A 26,431-nucleotide genomic window follows, 5' to 3' on the forward strand; every position below is an offset into this window, starting at 1 on the left:
AAGTTTGGTCGTACAATCAATGCACACTCACACAGGAGATCACCATGTCAAAACCCACAATGCGTTACCGCCTGGGCGACCGTGAAGTAAACCGTTTAGGCTATGGTGCCATGCAGTTGGCTGGTCCAGGTGTTTTTGGGCCTGTTAAAGATGAAGCGCGGGCGATTCAGGTTCTGCGTGACGCCATCGCATCTGGCGTTAATCACATTGATACCAGTGACTTCTACGGCCCGCATGAAACCAACCGGCTGATAAAAAAAGCGCTGCATCCTTATCCTGACGATCTCTGCATCGTAACGAAAGTGGGCGCGCGCCGTGATGAGAAGGGCGGATGGCTTCCAGCATTCAGTCCGGAAGAGCTGACGCAGGCGGTAGAGGATAACTTACATAACCTGGGGCTGGACGTGATACCCGTGGTTAATCTGCGCAGCATGTTTAATGTGCATCATCCGCAGGAAGGTTCGCTGGAAAGAGAGCTGGAAACGCTGATCAAGCTGAAAGATCGCGGACTGATCCAGCATATTGGTCTCAGTCATGTCACCGCCAAACAGATCGCCGATGCACAAAAAATGACGCCGATTGTCTGCGTTCAGAATATGTATAACCTTGCCAACCGGCAGGACGATGCGCTCATCGACGAATTGGCTGCACAGGGCATCGCCTACGTACCGTTCTTCCCGCTCGGGGGGTTCTCGCCGTTACAGTCGGAACAACTCAATGACATCGCCACCGAGTTACAGGCAACGCCGATGCAGGTTGCACTGGCCTGGCTACTGAAACGTTCACCCAACATTCTGTTAATCCCCGGCACGTCATCGCCCCAGCATTTGCAGGAGAACCTGGCCAGCGAACAGTTAACGTTGTCGGACGAGGTGATGGAAAGGTTGAACCCGGTAAGTGCCTAACTAACAGCATGCTCCTCATAGGGCACAGGAAAGCGGCGGCGAAGAAAACTGATGAAAAAATTTCTACTTATTGCCTTTACCCTGATGGCCTTTGCCGCGAACTCCGTCCTGTGCCGCATTGCGTTGCGGGAAGGGCATGCCGATCCTGAAACCTTCAGCGTTCTACGTCTGCTGGCGGGGGCGGTTGTGCTGCTCCTCCTCCAACTGACACTACGTGGCTGGCGGAATATTCGCTGGAACGTGGTGAACGCGGGTCTGCTCACCGCCTATGTTTTTCTGTTCTCGCTGGCCTATGTCCACCTCGATACCGCCACGGGGGCGCTACTGCTTTTCGGTGCTGTTCAGGTCTGTATGGTGCTGTGGGGAGCATGGCAGGGAGAAAAAACGGGACCGCGAAAGCTGTCCGGTATTGCTGTCGCCGTTGCGGGTATCGCTATCTTACTTCTGCCGGGAGCCAGCATGCCCTCAGCTGTGCCTGCCGTTATGATGATCGCCTCCGGGCTGGCGTGGGGCGCGTATTCAGTGCGAGGCAAGCGCGTATCCGACCCAACCGGTGCTACCGCCGGCAACTTTCTCCTGAGCGTGCCAATTGTCGCCACGCTGTTTCTGCTCTCACCAGATCACGCCTTAGCGGATAAGTGGGGCATCCTGCTGGCCCTGGTTTCAGGCGGGATCACCTCTGGCCTGGCCTATGTGCTCTGGTATGTCATTGTCCGCGACATCTCATCCTCAACGGCCAGCACCCTGCAGCTCAGCGTGCCCTGTCTGGCCGCGCTGGGAGGCACGCTGTTCCTGGGGGAGGTGCCTGGTATCCGGATGCTTATTGCCGCCGTGCTGGTGCTGACCGGGATCCTGATAGTGATTGCGACCGATCGACCCTGAATGGGCATAGGGTGCACTTATTATTATTTGAGTGGGTGAGCCAAAATGCGAAGCGCCGAGAGATTTTTAACTTTTACCAAGGCGGAACGGTCTTTGCCCTGAGGGTGAGAGTACAATTAGCCTCTTGCTATCACGGAAGATGAGGTGCTGATGCTAACCCTGGATGAGATCGGACAATCTGTCCGTAGCAACACTCAACTCGTTATTGATCATGCTGGTTTACCGTTAGCGATAGGTCCAATCAGCGATGAGGACTATCGTGTTTTATGTGGCGGGTATGGTCAGCTAGAGTGGGACTATGCTCTAAACACCTATGGCAACGATCCTGATAAATTTGAATTTTGCATAAAATTAGTTATGCAAGGTGCTGTTCAGGTAATACCAGCGGGTGCTGCAATATGTATTTATAAGGTTAAAGAAAAGCTCTTCCAAATTCACCTTATAGAAAGGTTCACGCGTGACGATGAAGATCATCCGCTAAACGGGCGAATGGTATTGATTACGCTTATGAGCACTTATATTTTCTGTAGAGCAGCTGAATGTGAAATTGTTCAAATAGTTGAGCCTGTACCCGAGCTCCAAGATTTTTATGCCTCATTTGGTTTTGTAATTGAAGGCTGCGGTTACATAATGTCAAATTCAGTATCTGCACTCGAAGACGTATTTATCAAATTTGCTCAATTTGGGTAGACGGGATCCCGCCAGTAACTGTAGGATTGAGTATGTGTTTATCTGAAGGGTAACATGCAGATGTTACTAATCGATAGAGTCAATTGGTAAAGGTCACCGTTACTGGCTACCTTTCAATTGAAGACATTACGAGACATTCGGGTCTCCGAGGTAACCATGAAAAGTCAAAAAGCGACCAAGCCACAAGCCACGTTCGACACAATGAAAGCATTTGCAGGTATGGGTGCTGCTGTTGAAGTTCTGATGAAGGCTGCTCCTGGCGCGTTCAAACATGCTACTGTTTCAGGCAAGGAACAGCAAGGTAAGCAGCGTAGTCGTAAGGCAGCATAAACATAGCTGGTGCTTTTTGAAAAACCCGCCCTTGAGCGGGTTTTTTTATGCCTCGCTACTTGCACCAACGGCATTCAGCCCATGGAGGTGTTTTAATGCGATTTTTACCATTGGTAACCGGCAGCATTTTTTACGATCTCCTACAGCATGGACGGGAGATCGAAAGCGCTATCGCACGCGATGATGCCAGTCTATTGCACCATTCCACACCCGAACTGGAGCGTTATTTTTCGCGCCCGTTTAGTGAACTTCCTCGGCAGAACCCCTACACGGTAGCAACGCTATTACCCCTTTTCCTGGTAGCCTTTGCCTTAAACCTGCTGCCCTTTCTGCATGCTCTGCCTGGCTTATCACCGCCGCTACATGCACTGAGTTTTTTTGCGCCGTCGCTGGTAATAATAGTTGCGCTAATACGCGCATGCGTGCTGCTGGCTCGGGGCTTTACCGCCGGACTGATGGGGTTCTTATCACTCTACCTCATCTTGCTAGCGCTGGCGGTTTTGCAGGGGGGACATCGCCTGCTGACCGGAGGCGGAAGCGAGTGGACTCTAGTTGCTGTTATTCTTGCTCTTTATGCTTGCCGGGCAGTGTTTAATTGCCGGGGTTTTGTGCTGTTTACACTTTATTGCCGCACTCAGCGTCTTGCTGCGCTTGCGCGCAAAATGCGCCTGAAGAGCCATTAATTAGTCATCGGAGTGGCTATGCGGCAACTTTTCTCCGCCTCGCTATTGCCCGTCTTTCCAGGCTGTCAGAACGTGTTATCTGAGCAACTGCCGCAGGGTAAGTGCAGGGTTGATAGAGTGAATATTAGTATTAATAATATTATTGGTCAACGCTAATATATTAACATTGGCAATATTTATTGTATTGTATTGATTAGTAAGCGCAAATAAATCTCAGCGCCGGAACAAGGGCAGGGAGGCTGGGTCACTGTTTACGAGTAGCCAGCAGCTCTTTAAACAGCCTGTCGAAGCCAGCTACTTTTTCTTTTAAATCAGCTAAATGCCTCTCTTTTTCACTCTGCGGCAGCCTGTCGTACAGGTTAACCAGCTCCGTATGCTCAGCGCCCAGCAGCGTCCAGCCTGGTCCGGTGCGGTCCTCAACATACTCCCCTGACTTTCTCACGTAGTTCATCGCCTCAGCCAGATCCGGGCGGATCTCTTCCGGCTTAACCCCCAGTAGCGCAGCAAACTTCAGCGTCGCATCGGTGTTAAGCGGCGTGGTTCCGTTGAGGTAATGGCTTATCGACGCCTGCGTGCTAAAGCCAAGCGCCTCTGCGGCCCGCTCCTGCGTTAGGCGCAAAGTCACTTTCTTCTCGTTCCAAATGTCACGAAGACGTTTGGCTGCGTCAGCCTCAGCTGCATCAAGGGTTTTCTTTCTCATGAGTGCATAGTATTCGCAAAATTAATGAAGTTCTAAGGTCAACGTTATTGACCAATAATATTAGCATAACTAATATTATTGGCGAGGGGTAGTGCAAAGAATAGCTCCTCATCACCTGTTTTTGCCCATCCGGCGCTTCATTGGTAGAGAGGAGAGATCGTAATGCACGCTGAATACCCGCTAATGGCTACTGCTCAGAGGCTGTGATTATGAGCATGACGCTTATGGCCAGAGCAATGGCGATTAAAACAGGCAACCCGCTGCGTAAGCTGGTCCTGATTAAATTAGCCGATAACGCTAACGATAGCGGCGAATGCTGGCCATCTTACCGGCACATTGCCGATCACTGTGAATGCAGTAGAAGCGCGGTTCGCGAGCATATCGGCGCGTTAATCGCGCTGGGGCTGCTGGCGAAGGTTAACCGCATCGGGACAAACAATGGGAAAGGTAATGCATCAAATGTTTATACATTAAATCTCGATTCCCCTGTGTCGCCAAAAAGCACACCCCCTGTAGCGGCACAAACGCGCCCTATGCCGTCAGAAAGCACACCCCCTGTGTCAGGTGGCGACACCAGAATCAGTCACTCTTTTGATCCGATCATTGATCCTAAGGCGGTGATTGACGGCTATAACGACATTTTTGCCGATCTGCTGCCTGTCGCCACGCTCGATGCCGATCGCCGCGGCATGATCAGCCGCCTGGCTACCCACATGCTGAGTAACAGTACCGGCGCGTTTCTGGGCTATTTTGAAAAATTCTGTAATACCGCCCCGGATTTCTATTTTGGCGGCGAAAACGGCACCGGCTGGCGCGCCAGCTTTGACTACCTGATGAAGCCCGAGACGCTGCGCAAAACGCGCGAGGGGGCGCTATGACGCCGCAAGAGCTGGAGGCCTGCGTGCTGGCGGGGCTGCTCAACGGTGGCGCGACGCCGGACGCATTTGACGTTCTGGCAGGCACCCCGGATGAGGCTTTCTGCACGGTTTTTTATCGCCGTACCTTCCGTGAAATCAAAAAGCAGGCGCTGGGCAGCGGACTGATCGACATATTGTTTATCAGTGAAGCGCTGGGAGGCTCCAGCCTTGCCGATTTATCCGAGATAGCCCGGCTTCCAGCCACGGTTCCGAACCTGAAGGGATACGCGGGGAAAATGGTCAAAGCGTGGCGCAGCCGCGAAGTAGCTCGCCTGCTACAGGAGAGCGCCGAGGCTATCCGCACCGCCGTCAACCAGGCGCAGCGGGATCTGTTCATTGATAACGCCGTAGCCAAGCTGCTGGATATGACCGCTGATACCGGGAACGTTCTGCCTCTGCATATTGCCGATCTCCTGCCTCGTTACCAGGATACGCTGCTCAAGCGTCTGGATGGCAGCGCTTCATCGTCTAATCTGCTGACCGGTATTCACGCGCTGGACGACGCCATGGGAGGGATTAACCCGCAGGATCTGATCGTGGTGGCCGGGCGTCCCGGTATGGGGAAAACCGAACTGGCGCTCAAGATCGTTGAGGGCGTCACCACCGCAGGCGGCGGGGCGCTGATCTTCAGCATGGAGATGGCCGCACTGCAGATCGCCGAGCGTGCTCTGGCAGGATCGCAGGCGATGCCGGTCTCTCGTTTACGCAATCCAAAGCAGATGCATGACGATGAGTGGGCTGAGTTGACGGCCGCAATCAGCAGGCTGGCGAGTCGGGATATCTGGATTGTAGACGCGACGGATCTGACCATTGAGCAGATCAGAGCTATTGCCGAAACCCATAAGCGACGCTATCCGCAGCTGGCCACCATTGTGGTGGATTACCTTGGGCTCATAAAGAAACCGCAGGCGGAGCGCAACGATCTCGCCGTGGCTCATATCTCCCGCAATCTGAAAACCATGGCGATGCGCCTGCATACGCCCACGTTCGCGCTCAGCCAGCTATCGCGCGCGGTGGACTCCCGCCCGGCGGCGCAGCGGCGGCCCGTGATGTCCGATCTGCGGGATTCTGGCGCAATCGAGCAGGACGCGGACAGCATTCTTTTTCTCTATCGGGATGAAGTCTACAACCCTGAAACGCCTGCCGCAGGCGTGGCCGAAATTATCCTTGGCAAATGCCGCTTTGCCGCGGCCGGTACCGTTATCTATCAACAGTTTACCCATGGCCACTTCCTGCCTATCGATCGGCATATTGCCGCAGAGAAAACGCGCCTGCGGCTGGCGGCAGAAAGGCCGCGCAGGCCACAGCGGAAGTATTCCGAGCTTTACAGCACTGAGAAATTTTAAACGCGTCTGACCCGCGCTAAACAGAACGAGGAGAGACCCATGACCGAAACCATCTTAACCCCTAACTCAGCCTATGTTGATGACGGCTGCGACTGGACTGAAACCATCCTCTGGCGGATGAACGCCGGAGCCCGCGCCTGCAGTCGCTCCGTGTTTGTACCCGCTCCGCATCGGGTACAGGTGGTACAGCCGCGTATCCCCGTTACGCCTAAAAAACATCCTGCGCCTGCCATGGCTGCGGTAGAGCCAGAAACTGAGACGGCAAAAAATACCCTGTCGGCGCAGGCGCTGGTGGCCATTATGCAGGGCCGAACGTTGTCGTATCAGGCTATTCTTGCCGCTATTAACCGGGAGCACGGTGATATAACGATCACGCTGCCCCAGTTACAGAAGCGGGTGTTTGCGCTGCTGCAGTCGAACCTGGTGGAAATTCACCGCCACGACGATATGCCCGTGACGCACTTCACGCTTATCAACGTCGATCCGCGTTTTTACGCCCTTTCAGATAAAAACGCCAGAGCCTAAATCTTCACCGGGCAGGGGATCCTCCTCTGCCCGGCAACAGCACGCCTCTCCCGCCATCGCTAATCGCCCGCGCGCCACCAAAATAACCAGTGCTGCTTATTTTTTGTTAACTCTATGGATACAAAAGGAAAATAGAGCACGTTTTTTTATTTCTTTTATCTAAAAGTTTGCACTTATTGGGAGGTGAGGGTATAACTACTGTAGATTTGTACAGTATTATTACCTGGAGGTGAACATGCTCGATAAGACGGAGGCCGGAAGATATCTTCCTGAGGACGGCCGCGTACTGTTCACCTGCAAAAACGGTAAGATTACGTCAGCAAGAGTCATCTACGACGACGAGCATGTTGCCTCACTTAAGGCGCTGATCGAGTTGGTAAAAATGGCTGGCTATACCGTGGAATTGGAAGACGATCCAGAGCTGTAACCCAGCGGCGGGCATGAACACCCCGACGCGCTGTTTCTGAGCAAATGCGGCACTAATAAGGATAATGTATGTCGCGCTTTTTATTATCACTCTGCCCGCAGAGCATATTTATCCCGCGACATCTTATCCCTCAGTTAATTCTGACACGCCCGCGCCATACCGCACCGGGCGTGTTTTGTATACCGCATATCTGCAAGAGGAGATATTACTATGATCTATCCAAACACTACCGGAAAATCCGCTGAATCAGCACGCCTGTTAACCCTGGAATCGGTCTGGATCCAGGGCAAGCTGCGCATGTGGGGGCGGTGGTCTGTTATTGGCCATGGCCGGACCGGCAATATGTTTAATGCCCTGCTGGCATCGACTAAAATATCAAAAACAGCTATTCAGCAGGTGTTATCACATTTAAAAGCCTCCGGCATGGATGAGCAGGAGCTAAAAACCTATTTTCTCGATCTGCTGAGCGGCAAGCATAAATCCAGCCTGGCGTTCTGTACGGATAGCGAAGGGTTAATAATAGATAACGTCATCGCCGAGGTGCTGGTGCGTGGCGGGCACGACGGCCTGTTTAAGGTTATTAACGATCGCTACCGTCACCGGATGAGTAAAAAAGAGATGGCTCGCCAGTTGCACGCAAAACACCCTGAATGGAGCCTGCGCACCTGCGAAAATCGCATTGATGCCTATCTGCAAGTAGCTGAATTTATGCTCTATTATCCTATGTGCATTCAGTTTGATAAAAATCCGCAAAGATTTCGTTTGCAAAGTTGCGCGGGTGTTGGTTGAATTCAGATAAGCTTGTGAAGTTTTACCCGCTGCGACAAACAGCGACAACATAATTAAGGCGGATGCCTCTCTGGTCTCCGCCTAAAATAACCCGCCATCGTGCGGGTTTTTTTATTTCAGGCCCCGGGCATCACTATCAGACGATCCCGTTATCAACAGAGCCCGCGGGCCTGACCCCTCTCTTACCCCTATAGCGTCCTCTTTTCTGCGGGCGTGGAAATACAGCGTATGAACCCTACAGATGGTCACCACCTGCCTTATTGGTGGTCGTCGATGCTCGGTGTTTTTTCGCTTCTCTCTTTGCAGGATTACGTTTTTATCGTCGGAGCCGCTATCTCAGCCTGGTTCACGATTAAGACGTATTACGCGAAGCGGCGCGACGAGCGTAATCGACTGGCAGAGGAACAGAAACGTACCCGGCTGTTGGCGGCTTATCTCAGCGAGATGGCAACCAGACCAGCCCATCAACGACCAGCAACGGCCGAAGTGATTACCGAAGCAATGAGGAGAATAGGCCATGACCCAGCTGATTAAAAAAGCGGGCGGGGCGGCCGGTGTTGCTTGCTCTGTCGGAATGATTATCACGATGGTGCTCAACGCCGGGCATGTTCGAACCAACGAGCGTGGTCTGAGGCTGATCGGTAACGCCGAGTCCTGCCGTCGGGAACCCTATCTCTGTCCGGCAGGGGTGCTCACTGACGGCATCGGCAACACCCATAATGTCAACGCTGGCGTACAGAAAACGGATGCGCAGATTGCGGCCGACTGGGAGAAAAACATCCTCGCGGCAGAGCGGTGCGTCAACGTCTGGGCCGCCGGAAAACGCCTGAGCGATAACACCTTTTCCGCCGTCACTTCGCTGACCTTTAACGTTGGCTGCGGCGCGATGCAACGCTCCACGCTCTTCAGGCTGCTACGCCAGGAGAGAGTGTCCGAAGCCTGCGCGCAATTTACCCGCTGGATCTATGCCGGAGGCGTGCCGCTGGCCGGGCTGAAAACGCGCCGCAGCAATGAGCAGGCGCTCTGTCTGGAGGGCCTGCCATGAGCCGCCTGGTAATCCTGTTTTCTGGCGCAGCGTTGGCACTGCTGGCGGCTGGCTTCGCCGTTTTTCATTACGGCGGGCAGTACGCCAGCGAGAAAAATCGGGCCGATAACGCCGAGCGCCGGGCAAGCAGTGCCGCTGCGGTCGTCACAAATCTTCAGCGTACCGTAGCGCTTATCAACACCGTCACCGAGGCCAATCAGCATGCGAAAAACCAGATTACGCAGGACGTTCAAAACGCGGCGCGTGATGTCCACTCGGCTATTGCGAATGATGAGTGCGCTCAGCGCGCTATTCCTGCTGATGCAGATAGTCGGTTGCGGCACTACGCAGCCAGCCTGGGTACCCGCACCGCCGCTCCCGGCAAGCCTGACCGCTGAAACGCCCCAGCCCGCCATCCCGCCCGGTAGATTGCGCTGGGGCCAAAGCCTCGATCTGAACCTCTCTCTGCTTGCCGCGTTAGGCCAGTGCAACCGGGATAAAGCCGATATCAGAGATATCGAAATTCAACGGCAAACCAGCCAGAAGTGAGGAACTTACCTTGAGTAATGACAGCACCACGCGCGGCTACCTGACACCGGTGGGAGACGGCCCTGCGTATGACGACGCCTTAGAGCAAGAGATTGGCCGGTGGATAAGCGGCGTTGCCGGTCTGCCGGCCGAACAGGTTCTGCCGCTGTGGAATGCGCCGCAGCCACCCGACCAACCCGACGGCACGACCTGGTGTGAATTCAGCATCGCTGCCGTACCGCGGCCCTTAAGTCAATCTAATGTCCAGGTTTCAGACGAGCAGTCTGAGCAGTGGACGTGGGAAGAGATCGCGGTGAGCTGCAGCTTCTATGGCCCGCTTAGCGCCACCACCTCCGCAAACTTTCGCGCCGGAATGTTTATCGAGCAGAACAACGCCGAACTGAACGTATCCGGGCTGTCGCTGGTTGATGCCGGCGCCATCAAGAGCCTGCCTGAGCTTATCGATAATCAGCGGGTGCGGCGTTACGACCTTAGCGTAACGCTCTCCCGCAAAAACACCCGGACCTACAACATCCGGACACTTAAATCTGCATCTACACACTACTTCGGAGAGTAAATTATGCCACAGGGATTACCTGTATCTAACGTTGTTAACGTCGACGTGATCATGTCGCCGCGCGCGGCCGCTGGCCGCAACTTCGGTGCGCTGCTGATCCTCGGCTCCTCAACGATCATCCCGGTCAGCGAGCGTATCCGTCTCTACGCGTCGGCTGAGGATATCGGCAATGATTTCGGCCTGGACAGCCCGGAATATCAGGCAGCGACCGTCTACTTCGCGCAGTCGCCGACCCCACAGGAGGTCTACGTTGGCCGCTGGGCGAAAACCCTCGACACCACCGAGAGCGGCGAGACGGAGACGCTCACCGAGGCGGTTAACGCGGTGCTGCAGTATACCAACTGGTACGGCCTGGGCGTGGCGGACAGTGAGACTATCGACGACGCCGAATGGCTGAATGTCGCGTCAGCGATCGAGTCCGCCAGCCTGAGCCGCATTCTGGCGATCACCGTCAGCGATCCGCAAACCCTTGATGCCGCGTCGACTACCGATCTCGCTTCCCGGCTGAAAGCGGCGAAGTATGCCCGCACCTTTGTACAGTTCTCGACCAGCAGCAACTATGCGGCGCTCTCGGCCTTTAGCCGGGCGTTTACCGTTAACTTCAACGGCAGCAACACCACTATCACCCTGAAGTTCAAGCAGGAGCCGGGCGTCACCTATGAGGCGCTGACCGTGAACCAGGCCGCGGCGCTGGATGCCAAAAACTGCAACGTCTTTGTCTACTACCAGAACGACGCGGCCATTCTGCAGCAGGGCGTGATGGCCAACGGCGACTTCTTTGATGAGCGCCACGGGCTGGACTGGCTACAGAACTATGTCCAGACCAACCTGTTCAACATGCTCTATACCAGCACCAGCAAGGTACCCCAGACCGATGCGGGCGTAACGCGCCTGCTCGCCAACGTGGAACAGTCGATGGATCAGGCGGTGACCAACGGTCTGGTCGCTCCGGGCATCTGGAGCGGTGGCCCGGTCGGCCAGTTAGCATCCGGGGAGACGCTGACCAAAGGCTATTACGTATACGCCCAGCCGCTGGCTGAGCAGGCCCAGGCCGATCGCGAGGCGCGCAAAGCGCCACTCATTCAGGTTGCGTGCAAACTGGCGGGTGCCGTGCACTACGCCGATGTGCAAATTAACGTTGTTCGATAAGGAAAAATTCAATGGCTACTTACTCTTTTATGGATGTTACCGCTTCTCTCGTTGGACCTACCGGCGAAATCGATTTTGGCTACGGCTCGGCTAACGCCGACGAGGGGATCGTCGTGTCGATGGGTGAATCAAAAAACACCATGACCGTAGGTCTGGATGGTGAAGTGATGCACAGCCTGCACGCCAATAAGAGCGGCACCATTGCCGTCAGCCTGCTGAAAACCTCCCCGGTCAATAGAAAGCTGTCGCTGATGTATAACGCTCAGAGCCTCTCCACCGCGGCCTGGGGCAAAAACGTCATCGTGATCCGCAACAAGGCCAGCGGCGAAACGGTGACGGCTCGCAGCGTGGCGTTCTCGAAACAGCCGGACGTCTCCAATGCCAAAGATGTTGGCGTGGTGAAGTGGGAGTTTAACTGCGGCAAAATTGATCAGCTGCTTGGGGAGTTTTAATCCATGGAGTTTGAAATCAAAGGCCACGCGTATCGCGTGGCAAAACTCAGCGTCTTCGATCAGCTGAAGGTTACCCGCAAACTGCTGCCGGTGCTGGCTGGCATGATGGCGGACGTGGGCAGCCTGCGCGCGCTGCTGCCTGCTGAAGGAAAAATGGATGGTGCGCAGCTGGATGCGCTGGCACCGGTTTTTGAAAAGGTGCTGCCGCGCCTTGCCGATGAACTCTCCTCGCTGAGCGAAGAGGATACCAGTGCCATTATCCACCCCTGTCTTGGCGTCGTTGCTCGCCAGAACGGCAAGGGCTGGACGGCGGTGTTTACCGGTGGCGAGCTGATGTTTGACGATATCGACCTCTTCACCCTGCTCCAGCTGGTGGCGCGGGTGGTCGCCGACTCGCTGGGAAATTTTTTGCCCGCACTCCCTACCAGCGCGACGCCGGACCCGCATCAAGCCTGACGCTCAATAGCCTGCCGGATGGGCTTTCATACCTTCTTGACCCGGTTGACGCCGGGTTAATCCCCTACAGCGCGTTGAAAGACGGATCGATCGATCTGTGTGACGTCGCGCTGATGAATGACCATCTGGCCGTCAAAGCGGATAACCACTATCGCATTGAGAAATGGAGGGAGAGTAATGAATCCTAATATGATTGTGGCACTCCTTGGCTCTCTTGGCGTGCCGTCCGGGGAGGGCGGCGGGCAAAACCTGGGTGCCATGCTGGCCGGGGCGGCAGAGGGTGCGCTTAAGCTGGGGCTGGCGGTAAAAGACGCTGCGCTATCCCTCTATGATTTTACGCTCACTACCGCGACCGGGCTGGATAATCTCTATGCCCTTTCCCGGCGCACGGGGGCGAGCGTAGAGGGGATCGAATCCATCGGCTATGGAATATCGCAGGTGGGAGGCAACGTTGATGAGGCACGCGGCTCGCTTGAGAACCTGTCACGCTTTGTGCAGCAGGCGCCTGGCGCAGAGCATTTTCTCAACCAGCTGGATATTCAGGTGCGCGATGCGTCCGGTGACCCACGGGATACGGCTGTTATCTTTACCGAAGTAGGCCAGAAGCTCAGCGCGATGCCGCTGCCTCTCGCCAGCCAGAACGCAAAAACGTTGGGTATCAGTGATGATACCCTGGCGGCGATGCGCGGCGGGGCAGGCAATTTCTCAGCGCAGCATAGCGTTATGGCGAAGACCATCGGCTTTGACGCTGATGAAGCGGCTACAGATGCTAACCGGTTTATGACCTCCCTACGGGAAGTCAGCGTCGTGGTTGACATGGTGCAGGAGAAAATCGGCTCTCGCCTTGCCGGGGGGATGGCTGGCTGGCTCGACACCCTAAGCCACTTCATTCTCGATAATTATCCGCGCATTGAGCAGGCGCTGCTCGGGATTGTCGACGGGATCGTGGCGCTGGGCGATACCCTCATACCGCTGTTTCTGGGGATCCTCGAAAGCGCGTTAGATCTTGCGGAGTGGTGGGGGGCGCTTGATGGGCAGACCCAGGATCTCATCACGCTGCTGGGCGGGCTGGCCCTCGCTCTCGGCGGGCTGAACAGCGCGTTTCTGCTGTCGCCTATCGGGCTTATCCTCGCCCTGGCGGCGGCCATTGCGCTGCTGTGGGACGACTACAAAAAATGGGCCGAGGGCGGTCAGAGCTTTATCAACTGGGGTGAATGGCAGCCCGTAATTGATAATGCGATAGCGCTTATCAGCGATTTTAAAACCGCCATCAGCAGTCTCGTACACGCCGTCGCCGGGCTGCTTAACATTGATCTGGGCACGTGGTCGCTGAAATGGGACTTCAGCAATGCGATTGCGCAGCTGGGTGAGTTCAACAAGATGCTTAACATGCTCGCCGAACTGCTGAAAGCCGTGGGTGAAAACCGCTGGTCCGACGCCGTCGACATCGGTAAGAGCCTGTTTAAGCAGGGCAACGATAAGCCTGATGCGCTGCCTGGGGTCACAAAGAGTGCGAACGAATTTGCTGATTGGATGAAAGAGCATTGGCACGTTGATCCTCGAAACGTCGGTAAATATCTCAAAAATCCATTTTGGGGTGACACTGTCAACGTTCTCCACCCGGAGAATAGCCAGAGTCTCTACTCCCGCGATTTCATTGAGCGGGAGCGAGCCACTGCCGTCGCGACGAACGTTGCCGGGCCGCAGCTTGATCAGCACAACAGCTACTACATCTATGGCAACAACGCGCAGCAGATCGGGGCCGAGGTGGAGCTTCACCAGAACGCCGCCAACACCCAGTTTATGCGCGTCAACCAGGTAAAGGTGGGCTAATGGATTATCTTTCAACGCTGTTTCATCAGCATACGCGGCAAATCGGCGTGATGATCCCCAGCGTCGTCACCTCTGAAATTCACACCGATACGCTGACCATTACCGAGCATCCCATTGAGGATGGCGCGGTGATTGCCGATCACGCCTACAAAAAACCGGCAGAGCTGACGATGAATGTCGGTTTTGCCGGCGGCGGCACGCTGCTGGACTTTGCCGGCAGCCTTACTGCCACCCGTCTGCTGGGACTAAGCCCACAGGAGACCTACCAGCAGCTGCTGGATCTGCAGGCAAGCCGAATACCTTTCAACGTCACCACCGGAAAACGACAGTATAAAAATATGCTGATCGCCACGCTGAAGGTGACCACGGATAACGCGAGCGAAAACGTCCTCTTTGCTGACCTGACGCTGAAAGAGGTCATTCTCGTCCAGTCCAAAGAGGTCTACGTGGTAGATAAAAGTGAGATGAAGACGGGTGTTAACACCGCTGAGGTGCGCAATACCGGCACCAAAACCACGAAACCGGCAGGCAGCATCGCGTTAGCGTCGGGAGGGCAACGATGACAATTGAAGAGATCCCCCTTACCGCAGATAACCAGCAGTTCAGCATCACCCTTGCCGGTACGACCTGGCAGGTGCGTATCCTCTGGCGGGGCAGCTGCTGGGTGATGGATCTGCAGGATGAGAGGGGGGAAGCGTTAGTTTCCGGCCTGCCTTTGGTCACTGGGGTGGATTTGCTGGCGCAGTATGCCTGGCTGCAGCCCGGCATTAAGCTGATCGTCGTCTGCGATGCCAACGGTCAGGACTATCCCACGCAAACCGATCTGGGCAGCAGCAGTCACCTGGTGGTTATCACGGAGTAAGCAGCATGGCACAGAACTGGATGCGTCACTTCGAACTGCAGCTCAAGGACGACAAAGGGAAGTGGATCGACTTTAGCGAATTTAAAGTTTCTTTCACCATTCGCTGGTACAACAGCAGCAGCAGCCCGTCCCGGACGGCAGAAGTTAAAATTTATAATCTTAAAGCGGAAACGGTAAACCGGATCGCCAGGAGGGAGTTTACTTACCTTCGGCTTGTAGCGGGGTATGACGGCATCGCCCCGGACGTAGCGGCCAGCAGCGTGGGTAAAGTGCGCGAGGTTGACCCAACAGCGGTCGGGCAGAGCGACGGGCGCAACTACGGTATGATCTTTAGCGGTCAAATCGACTCAACGCAGACCGGAAGGGAGGAGGATAAGCTCGCCACCTGGGTGCAGATTAAGGCAGCGGACAGTATCAAAGCGCTTATCACCACCACCACCGCACAGACACTGTCAGCGGGCTACACGCTGGCAGATTATAACCGCCTACTCATGAAGGATTGGTCCATCGAGGGCATTACGGAGGGGCTGACGCCAAAAATGCCCGGTACGGTCTATCCGCGTGGCCGGGTGCTGTTTGGCATGACCCGGCATCTGATGGATAACCTGGCCGCACAGTGCAACGCCACATGGCAGTTCGTGGATGGCAAGCGGCAGATGGTTGCCGATCGTGAGTACGTGCATGAGGCTATCCTGCTGAGCAGCGCTACCGGGCTGATTGGCTCCCCGACGGCGATCGATGACGGCATAAAGGTGAAGATGCTGATTAACCCCAATATCCGCCTGTTAGGATTGGTGCAGCTTGACCAGCACATACCTTATCCGCTTGTGTCGAATGGCGTCTATAGCGTGCGCGAGATTATCTATACCGGCGACACCCGGGGCCAGCAGTGGTACATGGAGATGGTCTGCAGACCGCCTGGCGTAGAGGATCCGTCCCCGAACAAGACGCCGCAAGACAGCGCGTAAGGTAGCGCTTACCTGATGATAAACAGCCCGCCGCCCGGCGGGTTTTTGCTTTCTGGAGTTTATCCTATGTCCATATCAGATCAGACCCGCAGCGGCGACCTCTCCGACGCCTTTAAATCCGAGCGGGAGAGCATCAAAAACCAGCTCCGCGTCGCCATGCCGGGCATTATTCAATCTTTCAATCCTGACGCCGTCACCGCGGTAGTACAGCCAGCCATTCGCTATGTGCATATTGATATCGACGGCAGGCGGACAACGCAAAACTACCCTCTGCTGGTGGACGTACCGGTGGCGTTTCCCCGCGGTGGCGGCTGCACCTTGACCTTTCCGGTCAGGCCCGGCGACGAGTGCGAGCTGATTTTTAACGATCGCTGCATCGATTTCTGGTGGCAGAGCGGCGGCGTACAGGAGCCGGTAGACGATCGTATGCACGATCTTTCTGATGCGATCTGCTTTGTTGGCCCGATGTCGCAGGCGCAAAAGATCGGCAATATCAGCACCCGCGCTGCACAGCTGCGTACCGACGATGGCGCAGCGTTCGTCGAGGTGGCAGCCGGTCATGACATCACCCTCACTACGCCTGGGAAACTTACCGCTACCGCGCAGGGGGGCACCATCGTGACCTCACCGACGATCACCCTTAACGGCAACGTCACCATCAACGGCAGCCTGTCGCAGGGAATGGGAGCTGCGGGCGGTACGGCAACGCTGCTGGGCCCCGTCACGGTATCTAACGATGTGAAGGCGGGAGGGAAAAGCCTGATGACGCACACCCACAGCGGGGTGCAGACCGGCGGCGGCAACACGGGAGGACCCAACTAATGCAGTACCGACAGGAAAATAGTGACGGCGACTACACCTTCGGCAGCGGTGATGACACCTGGCTCGTCAATTCACCGGAGGCGGTGGCGCAGGCGGTTAAAACCCGCTTTATGCTCTGGTATGGCGAGTGGTTTCTTGATGTCACCGAGGGAACCCCGTGGATCCAGTCCGTGCTGGGCAAGCAGAGCCCGGACATCTACAGTCTGGCCATTCGCCAGCGCATACTGGAAACCCAGGGCGTAAACGCCATTCAGGCGTTCGATACCACCCTTAACACCTCATCCCGCCGCGTGATATTCACCGCAACAATTGACACCCGCTACGGGATCACCACCGTCACAAGCGAGGCATAATGGCACTTAATCTCGACACGCTGGGGTTATCCGCACGGGTAACTGACCAGGGGATCAGCGCGCCTGATTATCAGGCAATTCTCGCTGACATTACTGGCTATTTTCAGCAGATCTACGGTACGGATGCGTACCTTGAGCCGGACAGCAAAGATGGGCAGATGGTAGCGCTTGTCGCACTGGCAGTACACGATGCCAACAACACGGCTATTCAGGTCTATAACTCCTTCTCGCCAGCCACCGCCATGAACGATGCCCTGACGCGTAACGTTAAAATTAACGGGATCGTACGTAAAGCGGCTACCCACTCGACGGTGGACGTTATGCTCACTGGTCAAACGGGAACCACGATTACTAACGGTTCTGTAAAAGATACCCGGGGCGTTGCCTGGTCTCTACCCGCCAGCGTCACCATTGGCAGCGGCGGAGCCGTGACCGTCACCGCTACCTGTGCGACCGCCGGGGCTGTGGAGGCGCTAGCGGGCAGCATCACTCGCATCGCCACTCCCACGCTGGGCTGGTTTACGGTATCGAACCCCATGTCGGCCACGTTGGGCGTTGAGGCAGAGCGGGACGCACAGATCCGCATCCGCCAGGCGCAGAGCGTGGCCATTTCATCCATTACCCCCTTCGAGGCGCTGGAGGGGGCGATTGCGAACGTGGCCGGGGTGACTCGCCATAAGCTGTATGAAAACGATACCGGCGTAGCGGATAGCAACGGGCTACCGGCGCACTCTCTGTCGGCGATTGTCGATGGGGGTGACGTGACGGCGATTGCGCAGACCCTGCGCGGCAAGAAGGGGCAGGGGGTCAGCACGTTCGGATCGACTTCGGTTACCGTTGCCGATCTCTACGGCAACCCGCACGTTATCCTCTTCTCGCGTTCAACCAACGTGCCCGTTTACGCGGCGATAACGCTAAGCGTCTTTCCGGGCTACACCACCCAAGTAGGGGAGCAGATTAAACAGGCTATCGCCGACTACGTGAACAGCCTGAGCATTGGCGATGACGTGCTGCTGAGCCGCGTTTACTCCCCGGCTAACCTCGGCGTCGTCAGCGGAGGGAGCAGCCGGTTTTACGACATCAATTCGCTGCGGATTGGCCGATCGGCCAGCAGCGTGGCGGCAGCAAATATTGCCATTGCCTATAACGAATCGGCCTCCTGCAGCACGGCCAATATCGCGATAACGGTGGCATCATGAGTAAATACACTGAACTCATCACCAACTATCACGCCACCCGACCTCGGTTTATGAACCATATCGACCTCAGTACGCGGCCGCTGATTGACACCTCAGCTGCGGTCGCAGGCCTGATTGAGGCGTTTGACATTGACCAGGCGACAGGCGCGCAGCTCGATATTCTGGGGCTGTGGATCGGCAGGTCGCGGCAGGTTAGCGAGCCGATATCCGGGGTCTACTTCTGCTGGGATACCGATGGCTTAGGGTATGAGCAGGGCGTATGGCAAGGACCCTACGATCCCGACGCGGGCTACACCACCCTTAGCGATGAGACCTACCGCATCATCCTGAAGGCCAAAATTGCCATCAACAGCTGGGATGGGCAGAACGACTCGCTGCCCGCCATTCTTGATGCGGCCACCGCTGGCTCCGGGCTGCGGATGCAGATTGTCGATAACCAGGATATGACCATCGCGGTATGGGTTTTTCCAGAGACCGATATAGCAGACGTCTCGCTGGAGCTTATTGCCGCAATCAAACAGGGATATTTAACCGTCAAGGCCGCCGGCGTCTGGGCTGGCGATATTTTGACACCATCCATTCTCACACCATCCGTTGGTTCGAAATTTTTCGGCTTCGACATGGATAACGACTATATCGTCGGCTTCGATAGCGGCGCATGGGGAGTAAAACTCTAATGGCAACAAATGACTTTAAGCCCTTCGCAACAGGGGCAGGTGCTAACGTAACGGCGCAGGCAGAGTGGGCATCGCTCCCGGCGCTGTTTACCGGTTTTCAATCTGGCAAAGCCTCCAGCGCGCAGGTGAATAAAGCGATTCGCCAGGCCAGCTTTATTTCGGCGGCGCTGGCGCAGTACGTCACCAATAAAACCGGACAGGACGTGCTGGACGACGGCGACATGGCTGGGTTCATTGCCAAGCTGGTGAGCGGCCTGGGGAAAGATTTCCAGCCCGCGGACGCCACGCTGACCAATCTTAGCGGTAAGTCAGTGTCCGGGCTTCTCTCATACCTTGGTTTAGGGGAAGGCTCTGCGTTGCCGGTTGGTGCCCCCATTCCCTGGTCGTCTGCGACGCCACCAATCGGATGGCTTAAATGCAACGGAGCTGCGTTCACAGCCGCTCAATATCCTAAACTGGCGCTGGCCTACCCGGCGCTTAGATTACCTGATTTGCGTGGAGAGTTTATCCGTGGCTGGGATGACGGGCGCGGAGTTGATAGTGAACGGGGTCTATTATCATTTCAACAAGCTACAGGGATCAGGACTGCTGCACTGGACTATTTTGGAGTTGACGAGACAACAACAGGGGGAACTATTGGTACACCGTTCGTTTCTGCTGATTCAGTTGCGCACCAGCAGCCGATTGGCGCGCGAATTCCCTCAAATGGTGGGGAGCTTGGTGTAACTTTGACGGATAACAGTATGTCTGCTACCCAGATCCCGACTGCATTAAGTACCCCTTATGGTGCCTGGATAACGTTACGCCCGCGTAACATTGCGTTTAACTATATTGTGAGGGCAGCGTAATGGCGACTGCAAAATTAAACAGCGATTTTATAGCCACTGTTTCCGGTGATATGACTGTGTTCAATTATGATGGTGAAACGCGGGAGTATTTATCATCATCTAAAGAATATTTACCCGTTGGTGTCGGCCTACCTGCTAACTCATGCTCAGACGCTCCGGGAAAAAGCAAAATGGGCTTTGCCATTAGCCGGACGGTTAATTCTACCTCGTGGGAATACGTGCCCGATCATCGTGGTGAAACGGTGTACAGCACCAAATCAGGCGAAGCTATAACAATTTATCTGCTTGGCGAATACCCGATAAACACCACCAAACTGGCTCCTGCCACACCATATGATACATGGAACACGAATGAGTGGGTGACGGATGCAGAAGCGCAGCACGCAGCCGATGTGGAAAAAGCAGAGCAAAAACAATCGGCATTACTGGCTGAGGCGCAAAAAACGATTAGCCTATGGCAAACAGAGCTGCAGTTAGACATTATCAGTGATAAAGATAAAATCAGCCTGATACTCTGGTTGACCTATATTAAAGAATTGCAATCACTAGATCCTGACGCCGCACCAAATATTAAATGGCCTATTCCTCCGGTCTATCAGGCTACTTAACAAAAGGGGCCGTGGACACGTTCACGGCTTTAATTTCACGTTTATAATTCATCCACGCAGACAATTTTGCTTTTGCTCCCTCGCTGATATCTTCAAGTGCCAGTTCAACGCGCCAGTCAGTTGTTACCTCATCAACCCTTTTTAGTAGCGCCTGGCGAGTCTGTTCCGCTTGTGCCACAAGTTCTTCAGTGGTAGGCAAAGGTGCATCAATCCAGCCGGGTTTACCGCCCGCTATGTACGCGTGTCAACAAATGAACAGAACACGGCATTGCAACGAAACGCGCTGGAGCGCGAACTGATCGTCGAACGTACCCGGGCAGGCCTGGCTGCTGCACGGGCCGAAGGGAGAGTGGGTGGACGTCGCCCTAAGCTTATTCCCGAACAGTGGGCACAGGCGGGACGGCTGATTGCCGCTGGTCAGTCCCGTCAGCAGGTCGCTATTATTTACGATGTCGGTCTATCAACGCTGTATAAAAAATTCCCGGTAAGCAAGTAACATGCTTCGCTCGTTAAAGTCATCGGCACTGGTTGCCCTGGCGAGGGTAGTGCTTACCTGAGAATGATTCTTAAGGCTGGCAGAAACGGGGAGGCAGGCTACAATGTCGAGGATACCTTTTTTGCCCGCATAGATCTTTCACGGTATCGCCATAACGAAAGCCGCACGATCGCTGTGGGGAATACGAGCATGAAATCAGGGTGTTACAGATGAAAACCCTGTACATTGCGGGCGAAATTGTTTAGCGTCGTACCGTTTTAGAATATCCGGCAAAAGAAGCAACTGGCACAGATATGAATAGATTTAATGATAAAAGATTGACCGATATTGTGCTGGGAGAAGCCATTCTTGCTCTTTTGAGCGAAGGCGATCCCATAACACCATACAGCCTGATGGAAAAACTTCAGCTTATGGCCGTCTCAGAAAAAATGGCGTTCAGAAAGCAGGCGTGTACCAACGCCGTCGTTGAGGTGCAAAGCAGCCTTATGGCGCAATCCTCGGAGTACAGCAGCTTTCAGACAGGTAGTGACTATCCTCCCAGCAGTAAGATGATCCACTGATAGCCTGAACGCGACGTCTATCTGCACTCGTTTCCACAGAAAGTCCGCCGCAGGGATCATCGTACCCTGTCGGCGATGGCGCGCATGGCCATAGCGTAGTCCTGTTTACGCATGCCGTCAGCGGTCTGCTCTGCCTGATCCTGCAGAAACGCCATCATGTTTTGTGCCTGCAGCGGTGTACCAGTGTTCAGCATCTGTGACGCCATCTGTCCTATTAGCGCGTGAATATCGTCACTGCTCTCAAGCTGTAAATTTTCCAAAACGTTTACTCCGACCTGTCCTTAAGGGATGGCGTTAATCAATTTCTGCCGCAGCGCAGCTACCCTCACCGTCAGGTCAGATAGCTCTTCAATGGGCGTATCCATCACGGAAATCATATCTGCCGGGACGCCGGCAGCGCGGATCTTTAACGCCTCTCCCTGCTCGGTGAGCGAGATCAGAACCTTGCGCTCATCGCGGCCCACGTCACGCCGTCTGCTAATCAATCCCGACTCTTCAAGCCGCTTCAGCAGTTGGCTCAGGGTACCGGAGTCGAGCTGCACGCGCGCACCAATCTCAGAGACCGTCACGTTATCCTTTTCCCATAGCGCCAGCAGAACCAGATACTGCGGGTAGGTCAGCCCCAGAGGTTTAAGCCGCGACTGGTAGAGCTTGGTCATGGCCAGAGATGCAGAGTAGAGGGCGAAACAGAGGAACTGATCCACTGTTACAGGTGCTTCGCTCTGCGGCGGCATGCCACAGGCCTCGATTTTATCGTGTTCCATCTCGTCACTATTTTCAGTCAGAGTTCGGTTTAGAAACAGCAAGCTAACCGTCTCGTTACATGGATGTAAATATTGATCTAAATACAATTGATGTCAATTTAATATCCTCTTTGTCGCTCTTAATTGTTATGTTATAACATACAAAAAATAACGCAGGGTGAGCAAAATGGCAGAAACACGCATTCAAACAGGCGAAGAAAAAAGATTACCGGTCACCGTACTGTCCGGTTTTTTAGGCGCAGGAAAAACCACACTGCTTAACCATATCCTGAATAATCGGGAGAGCAGGCGCGTCGCGGTGATCGTCAATGATATGTCCGAGGTCAATATCGATGCCGCGCTGGTCAGAGAGGGTGGAGCCGAGCTGTCACGCACCGACGAAAAACTGGTGGAGATGAGTAACGGCTGTATTTGCTGCACGCTGCGGGAGGATCTGCTGGTTGAGGTGAACCGCCTGGCGCGAGAAGGGCGGTTTGACCAGCTGGTGATCGAGTCCACCGGTATCGCAGAGCCGCTGCCGGTGGCGGAAACCTTTACCTTTGCCGACGATGAGGGGCGAAGCCTCGCGGACGTTGCGCGCCTCGATACTATGGTTACCGTTATCGATGCGTTTAATTTTCTTAACGACTACGGCTCTGAAGAGAGCATCCACTCCCGGGGTGAGTCGTTAGGGGAGGAGGATACGCGTAGTGTAGTGGATCTGCTGATCGAGCAGGTGGAGTTTTGTGATGTGCTGGTGATTAACAAGATCGATCTGATTAACGACGAGCAGCAGCACAGGCTGCTGGGCATGTTGCACTCCCTGAACCCGGGAGCGAAAGTGATAACCGCGCAATTCGGTCAGGTGCCTCTCAAGGAGGTGTTAAATACCAGCCTGTTTGATTTTGCTAAAGCCGCCCAGTCGCCGGGCTGGCTCAAAGAGCTGCGCGGGGAGCATACCCCGGAGACCGAAGAGTATGGCATCACCAGCTTTGCCTATCGCGCCCGTCGGCCTTTTCATCCGGCCCGCTTCGCACAGGTGATGGAGAATGAACTCGCAGGCGTGGTGCGCTCGAAAGGCTACTTCTGGCTGGCCAGCCGACCAGAGTTTGCCGGCTCGTGGTCCCATGCGGGGGGCGTGGCGCGTCAGGGGCTAGCCGGAAGCTGGTGGGCAAGCATCCCTCGGGAGCGCTGGCCAGAAGATGAGGAGTCGTTGCAGTTTATTATGGCTAACTGGTTGGAAGAGGTCGGCGATGCCCGACAAGAGCTGGTGTTTATTGGCATGGAGATGGACGAGGCGCGGCTCCGGGCGCAGCTGGATGCGGCCCTGCTAACGGATCGGGAGATGGCTGAAGGTCCGCAGCGGTGGACTCTCTATGACGATCCCATTGACCCGTGGTTTGAGGAGTAAACTCCACCTTTTTTGCCTATAAATTTCTTCGGGTCGTAGGCCGGGCAAGCGCAGCGCCGCCCGGCATAACTCATCACCCTACCGGTGCAGATAGGTGCTGACCCCGAGGTAGCGGGTGAAGGCCTCCTGTAAAATCTCGGCGCTGGCGGAGTGGTTCATGGCGACGTGATGCTCGAAACCGTTACGGCAGATCCACGCCAGCAGATTCTCCAGATGCGGAACCTGAATCACCGCCCGGCAGCCGACGGTATCCAGCGGATCGTCCACCGACTGACCTTCGCCAACGTAAGCTTTAATCTCACCGGTGAGATCGTCCGTGCTCAGGCGGAAGTAGGTCAGATTGCCACTCTTTAGGCGACCATGCACCGCCCCGCAGGTGTTCTCCTTCCCAACCGTGGTGCCGATGATATCCGCAGTGCCCATATGCGGATCCTCAAGGCTGGCCGAGGCGAAGTTGCCGCAGTGGAATAGGACGCATTTGTCGCGATCGTCGCCAAAATTATTATTCCAGTCGGCAATAGAGGCGGGGCTCATGTTGCTGCTGGCGAGGGCGTACATCGACAGCGCCCCCATGACATCCACCTCGCAGGCGCTGGGCATCAGCTGTCCCGACATGATGCTCATGATCGAGCAGACGTTGATACCCAGGTTCTCCTGCAACGAGGTCCAGCATTGGATGGCAGTGGTATCGATATCGTTGGCAATCACCCACTCACTGATGACCACGAACAGCTTCGCCATGGTGACAATTTTATCCGCCGGGATGCCGCTGGCGTCGGCGTTGTCGAGCAGCAGGCGACGCTTCTCATCGACGCGGATATCGTCATCGCGCAGCTGCTTAACGCGGGTAAAGACCTCGGAGAGATCCAGCGTCTCCACGGCGATGCCCAGCCGCTCAAGCAGCTTCTCGCTGTAGCGTACGGTGTTGAATCCCGCCGGGCGTGCGCCGATAGCCCCAACGCGCACGCCGCGCATGCTGCTTACCACGCGACAGATCTGCTCGAAGCGACGGAGATCTTTTTCAAATACTTCGCCGCTGAGGGCGCAGACGTGCTGAGTGGTTAACGTAAACGGGATGCCGTACTGGCGCATGTTGTTGCACAGGGAGATCTTGCCGCAGAAGCTGTCCCGGCGGGTGGCGAGTCCCATTTTATCGAGGTTATCCTCTTCGGCCTGGATCAGCACCGGCACGTTGAGGCCCGACAGCCGCAGGGTCTCGGCTACCGCTTTCTCATCGCCGAAGTTAGGCAGCAGCACCACCACGCCGTGGATCTCATCCCGGTGGGTGCGAAACAGCTCGGCGCAGATCTTCGCATCCTGACGAGTTTCAACCCCGCCCAGCTCGGTCTGCGTATCATCAAGCATAATGGTGTTGATGCCCAGGCGGGCAAAGAGCGCCGTGGCCTGCTCGCGCGCTTCAGCCACCAGGTAGCTGGGGAAAAATCCACGGTTACCAATAATAACGCCCATGGTCAGATTCTGCGGAATTCGGGACATTGCTCTCTCTCCAGTCATCGACTTGAATATATATTCATTTATGATTTATTATTCATTAGTGTAAGATATGCGCTACTTTTCCCTTTGTCATCACGCGCACAGCCTATTTTCTGAGAAAGGAGAAAACGATCACAGTTGGTTCAGCAGGCGAAAGCAAGGCGTGCTTGTTATCTATTCAGGTATGCATAAAAATAACGGACAGAAAATCAAGGGGAACGCTATGTCGAAGCAGGATGAACAACGCTTGCTGGTGAAGATCGCCACGCTCTATTACAGCGAAAACAAAAAGCAGTCTGAAATTGCCTCGCTGCTGCACCTGTCACAATCTTTTGTCTCACGCGCGCTGACGCGCTGCCAGAAAGAGGGTCTGGTTAAGATCACCGTCGTCCAACCGACCAATATTTTCGTCGAGCTGGAGAAGGCCATTGAAGAGCGCTTTGGCATTCGCCAGGCCATCGTGGTGGATATCGGCGAGAACGCCAGCAACGGGCAGCTCAAACATGCCATCGGCAGCGCGGCGGCGCACTATGTTGAAACGCGCCTGCGGCCGGAGGATCTGGTAGGCATCTCCTCCTGGAGCAGCACCATTCGTTGCATGGTGGACGAGATGCACCCGCAGAATATCCGCGCGGCGGGGGTGATCCAGCTGCTGGGCGGCGTCGGCCCCAACGGCAACGTGCAGGCGACCATCCTTACTCAGCAGCTGGCAGCGCACCTGGGCTGCCCAGCGTGGCTGCTGCCCTCCCAGAGCATCGAGCACTCGGTGGAGGAGCGCGCCCGGCTGGTGAACAGTCCGGACGTGGCGGCGGCGGTGGCAAAATTTGACGAGGTGGACGTCGCCATCGTTGGCATCGGCGAGCTGGAGCCGTCCCAGCTGTTAAAAAACTCAGGCAACTACTACAACGAAGAGATGCTGACCCTGCTGGCTGAGCGCGGGGCGGTGGGGGATATCTGCCTGCACTACTACGACGCCGCCGGCAATCCGGTGCTGAGCCAGGAGGAGGATCCGGTTATCGGCATGGAGCTGGAGCAGATGCGTGCCTGCCAGCATGTTATCGCCCTGGCGGGAGGACTGGAAAAAAGCAACGCCATTCGCGGGGCGCTGGAGGGAAACTATATCGACGTGTTAATTACCGACTTCGCCACCGCCCGCAGCCTGATGAAAAAGTAACCC

Annotated in this window: 37 protein-coding genes and 1 pseudogene; 33 read left to right on the top strand and 5 right to left on the bottom strand. The window is 55.4% G+C overall.

The genetic code is table 11. The annotated features are described in order from the left end of the window. Positions 1-44 precede the first annotated feature (44 nt). The 5 genes from EV102420_RS13340 to EV102420_RS13355 all read left to right on the top strand — a co-directional run bounded on the left by EV102420_RS13340 (position 45) and on the right by EV102420_RS13355 (position 3,490). Positions 45-905 (top strand): aldo/keto reductase family oxidoreductase, encoded by an 861-nt coding sequence (locus EV102420_RS13340; RefSeq protein ID WP_042392516.1) that lies wholly within the window; start codon positions 45-47, stop codon positions 903-905. Between the two features lie 51 nt (positions 906-956). Continuing rightward, positions 957-1,787, top strand: a complete 831-nt coding sequence (locus EV102420_RS13345; RefSeq protein WP_042392517.1) for a DMT family transporter — start codon at positions 957-959, stop codon at positions 1,785-1,787. Positions 1,788-1,937: 150 nt separating this feature from the next. Beyond that, on the top strand, positions 1,938-2,477 hold the full coding sequence (locus EV102420_RS13350; RefSeq protein WP_042392633.1) for a hypothetical protein: 540 nt from the start codon (positions 1,938-1,940) through the stop codon (positions 2,475-2,477). A 156-nt stretch (positions 2,478-2,633) separates the two neighbouring features. Beyond that, positions 2,634-2,807 (top strand): hypothetical protein, encoded by a 174-nt coding sequence (locus EV102420_RS22505; RefSeq protein ID WP_165570666.1) that lies wholly within the window; start codon positions 2,634-2,636, stop codon positions 2,805-2,807. A 95-nt stretch (positions 2,808-2,902) separates the two neighbouring features. After that, positions 2,903-3,490 (top strand): hypothetical protein, encoded by a 588-nt coding sequence (locus tag EV102420_RS13355; protein WP_042392518.1) that lies wholly within the window; start codon positions 2,903-2,905, stop codon positions 3,488-3,490. A 244-nt stretch (positions 3,491-3,734) separates the two neighbouring features. Here the strand turns inward: EV102420_RS13355 and EV102420_RS13360 are convergent, their stop codons facing one another. Further along, complete coding sequence (locus tag EV102420_RS13360) at positions 3,735-4,190, bottom strand: helix-turn-helix domain-containing protein (RefSeq protein ID WP_042392519.1); 456 nt, start codon at positions 4,188-4,190, stop codon at positions 3,735-3,737. 209 nt (positions 4,191-4,399) lie between these two features. Between EV102420_RS13360 and EV102420_RS13365 the strand changes: the two genes are divergently transcribed. From EV102420_RS13365 to EV102420_RS13475, 24 genes are all read left to right on the top strand, one after another. Continuing rightward, positions 4,400-5,068 (top strand): helix-turn-helix domain-containing protein, encoded by a 669-nt coding sequence (locus tag EV102420_RS13365; RefSeq protein WP_042392520.1) that lies wholly within the window; start codon positions 4,400-4,402, stop codon positions 5,066-5,068. Beyond that, positions 5,065-6,453 carry a replicative DNA helicase gene (locus tag EV102420_RS13370; RefSeq protein WP_042392521.1) on the top strand — a complete coding sequence of 463 codons (1,389 nt, stop codon included), beginning with the start codon at positions 5,065-5,067 and terminating at the stop codon, positions 6,451-6,453. Before EV102420_RS13365 ends, EV102420_RS13370 begins: the two co-directional genes overlap by 4 nt. 39 nt (positions 6,454-6,492) lie before the next feature. Continuing rightward, complete coding sequence (locus EV102420_RS13375; protein WP_042392523.1) at positions 6,493-6,978, top strand: hypothetical protein; 486 nt, start codon at positions 6,493-6,495, stop codon at positions 6,976-6,978. A 235-nt stretch (positions 6,979-7,213) separates the two neighbouring features. Further along, positions 7,214-7,405, top strand: coding sequence for a hypothetical protein (locus tag EV102420_RS13380; RefSeq protein WP_042392526.1), 192 nt, complete (start codon positions 7,214-7,216; stop codon positions 7,403-7,405). A 210-nt stretch (positions 7,406-7,615) separates the two neighbouring features. Next, complete coding sequence (locus EV102420_RS13385) at positions 7,616-8,194, top strand: DUF1133 family protein (RefSeq protein WP_042392528.1); 579 nt, start codon at positions 7,616-7,618, stop codon at positions 8,192-8,194. Positions 8,195-8,413: 219 nt separating this feature from the next. After that, the gene (locus tag EV102420_RS13390; protein WP_042392634.1) at positions 8,414-8,728 is read left to right on the top strand and encodes a hypothetical protein; all 315 of its coding nucleotides are present in this window, start codon (positions 8,414-8,416) and stop codon (positions 8,726-8,728) included. Further along, positions 8,712-9,239 carry a lysozyme gene (locus EV102420_RS13395; protein ID WP_042392530.1) on the top strand — a complete coding sequence of 176 codons (528 nt, stop codon included), beginning with the start codon at positions 8,712-8,714 and terminating at the stop codon, positions 9,237-9,239. The genes EV102420_RS13390 and EV102420_RS13395 overlap by 17 nt, the downstream gene beginning before the upstream one ends. Continuing rightward, positions 9,236-9,616: a DUF2570 family protein gene (locus EV102420_RS13400; RefSeq protein ID WP_042392531.1), complete on the top strand. Its 381-nt coding sequence runs from the start codon at positions 9,236-9,238 to the stop codon at positions 9,614-9,616. The genes EV102420_RS13395 and EV102420_RS13400 overlap by 4 nt, the downstream gene beginning before the upstream one ends. After that, positions 9,501-9,767, top strand: a complete 267-nt coding sequence (gene lysC, locus EV102420_RS22975) for an Rz1-like lysis system protein LysC (protein WP_441842707.1) — start codon at positions 9,501-9,503, stop codon at positions 9,765-9,767. Before EV102420_RS13400 ends, lysC begins: the two co-directional genes overlap by 116 nt. A 10-nt stretch (positions 9,768-9,777) precedes the next feature. Then, a complete protein-coding gene (locus tag EV102420_RS13410; protein ID WP_042392536.1) occupies positions 9,778-10,323 on the top strand; it encodes a phage neck terminator protein in 546 nt (181 codons plus the stop codon). Positions 10,324-10,326: 3 nt separating this feature from the next. Further along, complete coding sequence (locus EV102420_RS13415) at positions 10,327-11,472, top strand: DUF3383 family protein (RefSeq protein ID WP_042392537.1); 1,146 nt, start codon at positions 10,327-10,329, stop codon at positions 11,470-11,472. Positions 11,473-11,483: 11 nt separating this feature from the next. Continuing rightward, positions 11,484-11,924, top strand: coding sequence for a DUF3277 family protein (locus EV102420_RS13420; RefSeq protein ID WP_042392539.1), 441 nt, complete (start codon positions 11,484-11,486; stop codon positions 11,922-11,924). Positions 11,925-11,927: 3 nt separating this feature from the next. After that, positions 11,928-12,380, top strand: a complete 453-nt coding sequence (locus EV102420_RS13425) for a phage tail assembly chaperone (RefSeq protein WP_042392540.1) — start codon at positions 11,928-11,930, stop codon at positions 12,378-12,380. A gap of 11 nt (positions 12,381-12,391) precedes the next feature. After that, positions 12,392-12,568, top strand: a complete 177-nt coding sequence (locus tag EV102420_RS22755; RefSeq protein WP_072015259.1) for a DUF6889 family protein — start codon at positions 12,392-12,394, stop codon at positions 12,566-12,568. Beyond that, the gene (locus tag EV102420_RS13430; RefSeq protein WP_042392542.1) at positions 12,558-14,213 is read left to right on the top strand and encodes a hypothetical protein; all 1,656 of its coding nucleotides are present in this window, start codon (positions 12,558-12,560) and stop codon (positions 14,211-14,213) included. The genes EV102420_RS22755 and EV102420_RS13430 overlap by 11 nt, the downstream gene beginning before the upstream one ends. Beyond that, positions 14,213-14,776, top strand: a complete 564-nt coding sequence (locus EV102420_RS13435) for a phage baseplate protein (protein ID WP_042392545.1) — start codon at positions 14,213-14,215, stop codon at positions 14,774-14,776. Before EV102420_RS13430 ends, EV102420_RS13435 begins: the two co-directional genes overlap by 1 nt. After that, entirely contained in the window at positions 14,773-15,075 is a 303-nt protein-coding gene (locus EV102420_RS13440) for a phage baseplate plug family protein (RefSeq protein ID WP_042392546.1), read from the top strand. The genes EV102420_RS13435 and EV102420_RS13440 overlap by 4 nt, the downstream gene beginning before the upstream one ends. Before the next feature lie 5 nt (positions 15,076-15,080). Next, entirely contained in the window at positions 15,081-16,043 is a 963-nt protein-coding gene (locus EV102420_RS13445; RefSeq protein WP_042392548.1) for a baseplate hub protein, read from the top strand. A 66-nt stretch (positions 16,044-16,109) separates the two neighbouring features. Then, positions 16,110-16,865 (top strand): Gp138 family membrane-puncturing spike protein, encoded by a 756-nt coding sequence (locus EV102420_RS13450; protein WP_042392550.1) that lies wholly within the window; start codon positions 16,110-16,112, stop codon positions 16,863-16,865. After that, positions 16,865-17,218, top strand: a complete 354-nt coding sequence (locus EV102420_RS13455; RefSeq protein WP_042392552.1) for a contractile injection system sheath initiator — start codon at positions 16,865-16,867, stop codon at positions 17,216-17,218. Before EV102420_RS13450 ends, EV102420_RS13455 begins: the two co-directional genes overlap by 1 nt. After that, the gene (locus tag EV102420_RS13460; RefSeq protein ID WP_042392554.1) at positions 17,218-18,417 is read left to right on the top strand and encodes a baseplate J/gp47 family protein; all 1,200 of its coding nucleotides are present in this window, start codon (positions 17,218-17,220) and stop codon (positions 18,415-18,417) included. The genes EV102420_RS13455 and EV102420_RS13460 overlap by 1 nt, the downstream gene beginning before the upstream one ends. Further along, positions 18,414-19,094: a baseplate wedge 1 family protein gene (locus EV102420_RS13465; RefSeq protein WP_042392556.1), complete on the top strand. Its 681-nt coding sequence runs from the start codon at positions 18,414-18,416 to the stop codon at positions 19,092-19,094. The genes EV102420_RS13460 and EV102420_RS13465 overlap by 4 nt, the downstream gene beginning before the upstream one ends. Continuing rightward, complete coding sequence (locus tag EV102420_RS13470; RefSeq protein WP_042392558.1) at positions 19,094-19,942, top strand: tail fiber protein; 849 nt, start codon at positions 19,094-19,096, stop codon at positions 19,940-19,942. The genes EV102420_RS13465 and EV102420_RS13470 overlap by 1 nt, the downstream gene beginning before the upstream one ends. Then, positions 19,942-20,550, top strand: a complete 609-nt coding sequence (locus EV102420_RS13475; protein ID WP_042392559.1) for a tail fiber assembly protein — start codon at positions 19,942-19,944, stop codon at positions 20,548-20,550. The genes EV102420_RS13470 and EV102420_RS13475 overlap by 1 nt, the downstream gene beginning before the upstream one ends. Here the strand turns inward: EV102420_RS13475 and EV102420_RS13480 are convergent. Continuing rightward, positions 20,543-20,785: a tail fiber assembly protein gene (locus tag EV102420_RS13480; RefSeq protein WP_072015260.1), complete on the bottom strand. Its 243-nt coding sequence runs from the start codon at positions 20,783-20,785 to the stop codon at positions 20,543-20,545. The genes EV102420_RS13475 and EV102420_RS13480 overlap by 8 nt on opposite strands. 48 nt (positions 20,786-20,833) lie before the next feature. On the opposite strand from EV102420_RS13480, the pseudogene EV102420_RS21455 reads away from it, so the two are divergent. Further along, positions 20,834-21,046: pseudogene (locus EV102420_RS21455) on the top strand (helix-turn-helix domain-containing protein); the annotation flags it as partial. Between the two features lie 293 nt (positions 21,047-21,339). After that, positions 21,340-21,606 (top strand): hypothetical protein, encoded by a 267-nt coding sequence (locus EV102420_RS13485; protein WP_042392561.1) that lies wholly within the window; start codon positions 21,340-21,342, stop codon positions 21,604-21,606. A gap of 56 nt (positions 21,607-21,662) precedes the next feature. Here EV102420_RS13485 and EV102420_RS22360 read toward each other — a convergent pair whose 3' ends face one another. After that, positions 21,663-21,866, bottom strand: a complete 204-nt coding sequence (locus tag EV102420_RS22360) for a hypothetical protein (protein ID WP_131406015.1) — start codon at positions 21,864-21,866, stop codon at positions 21,663-21,665. 21 nt (positions 21,867-21,887) lie between these two features. Then, entirely contained in the window at positions 21,888-22,370 is a 483-nt protein-coding gene (locus EV102420_RS13490; protein WP_042392563.1) for a MarR family winged helix-turn-helix transcriptional regulator, read from the bottom strand. A 166-nt stretch (positions 22,371-22,536) separates the two neighbouring features. On the opposite strand from EV102420_RS13490, the gene zigA reads away from it, so the two are divergent. After that, the gene (gene zigA / locus EV102420_RS13495) at positions 22,537-23,760 is read left to right on the top strand and encodes a zinc metallochaperone GTPase ZigA (RefSeq protein WP_042392564.1); all 1,224 of its coding nucleotides are present in this window, start codon (positions 22,537-22,539) and stop codon (positions 23,758-23,760) included. A 78-nt stretch (positions 23,761-23,838) separates the two neighbouring features. Here zigA and EV102420_RS13500 read toward each other — a convergent pair whose 3' ends face one another. Continuing rightward, positions 23,839-25,257: an L-fucose/L-arabinose isomerase family protein gene (locus EV102420_RS13500; RefSeq protein ID WP_042392566.1), complete on the bottom strand. Its 1,419-nt coding sequence runs from the start codon at positions 25,255-25,257 to the stop codon at positions 23,839-23,841. A 220-nt stretch (positions 25,258-25,477) separates the two neighbouring features. Here EV102420_RS13500 and EV102420_RS13505 point away from each other — a divergent pair, with 220 nt between their 5' ends. Further along, entirely contained in the window at positions 25,478-26,428 is a 951-nt protein-coding gene (locus tag EV102420_RS13505) for a sugar-binding transcriptional regulator (protein ID WP_042392636.1), read from the top strand. The last annotated feature ends 3 nt before the right edge of the window (positions 26,429-26,431 follow it).

The organism is Pseudescherichia vulneris NBRC 102420, assembly GCF_000759795.1.
In the GTDB taxonomy this organism is placed as follows: Bacteria; Pseudomonadota; Gammaproteobacteria; order Enterobacterales; family Enterobacteriaceae; genus Pseudescherichia; species Pseudescherichia vulneris.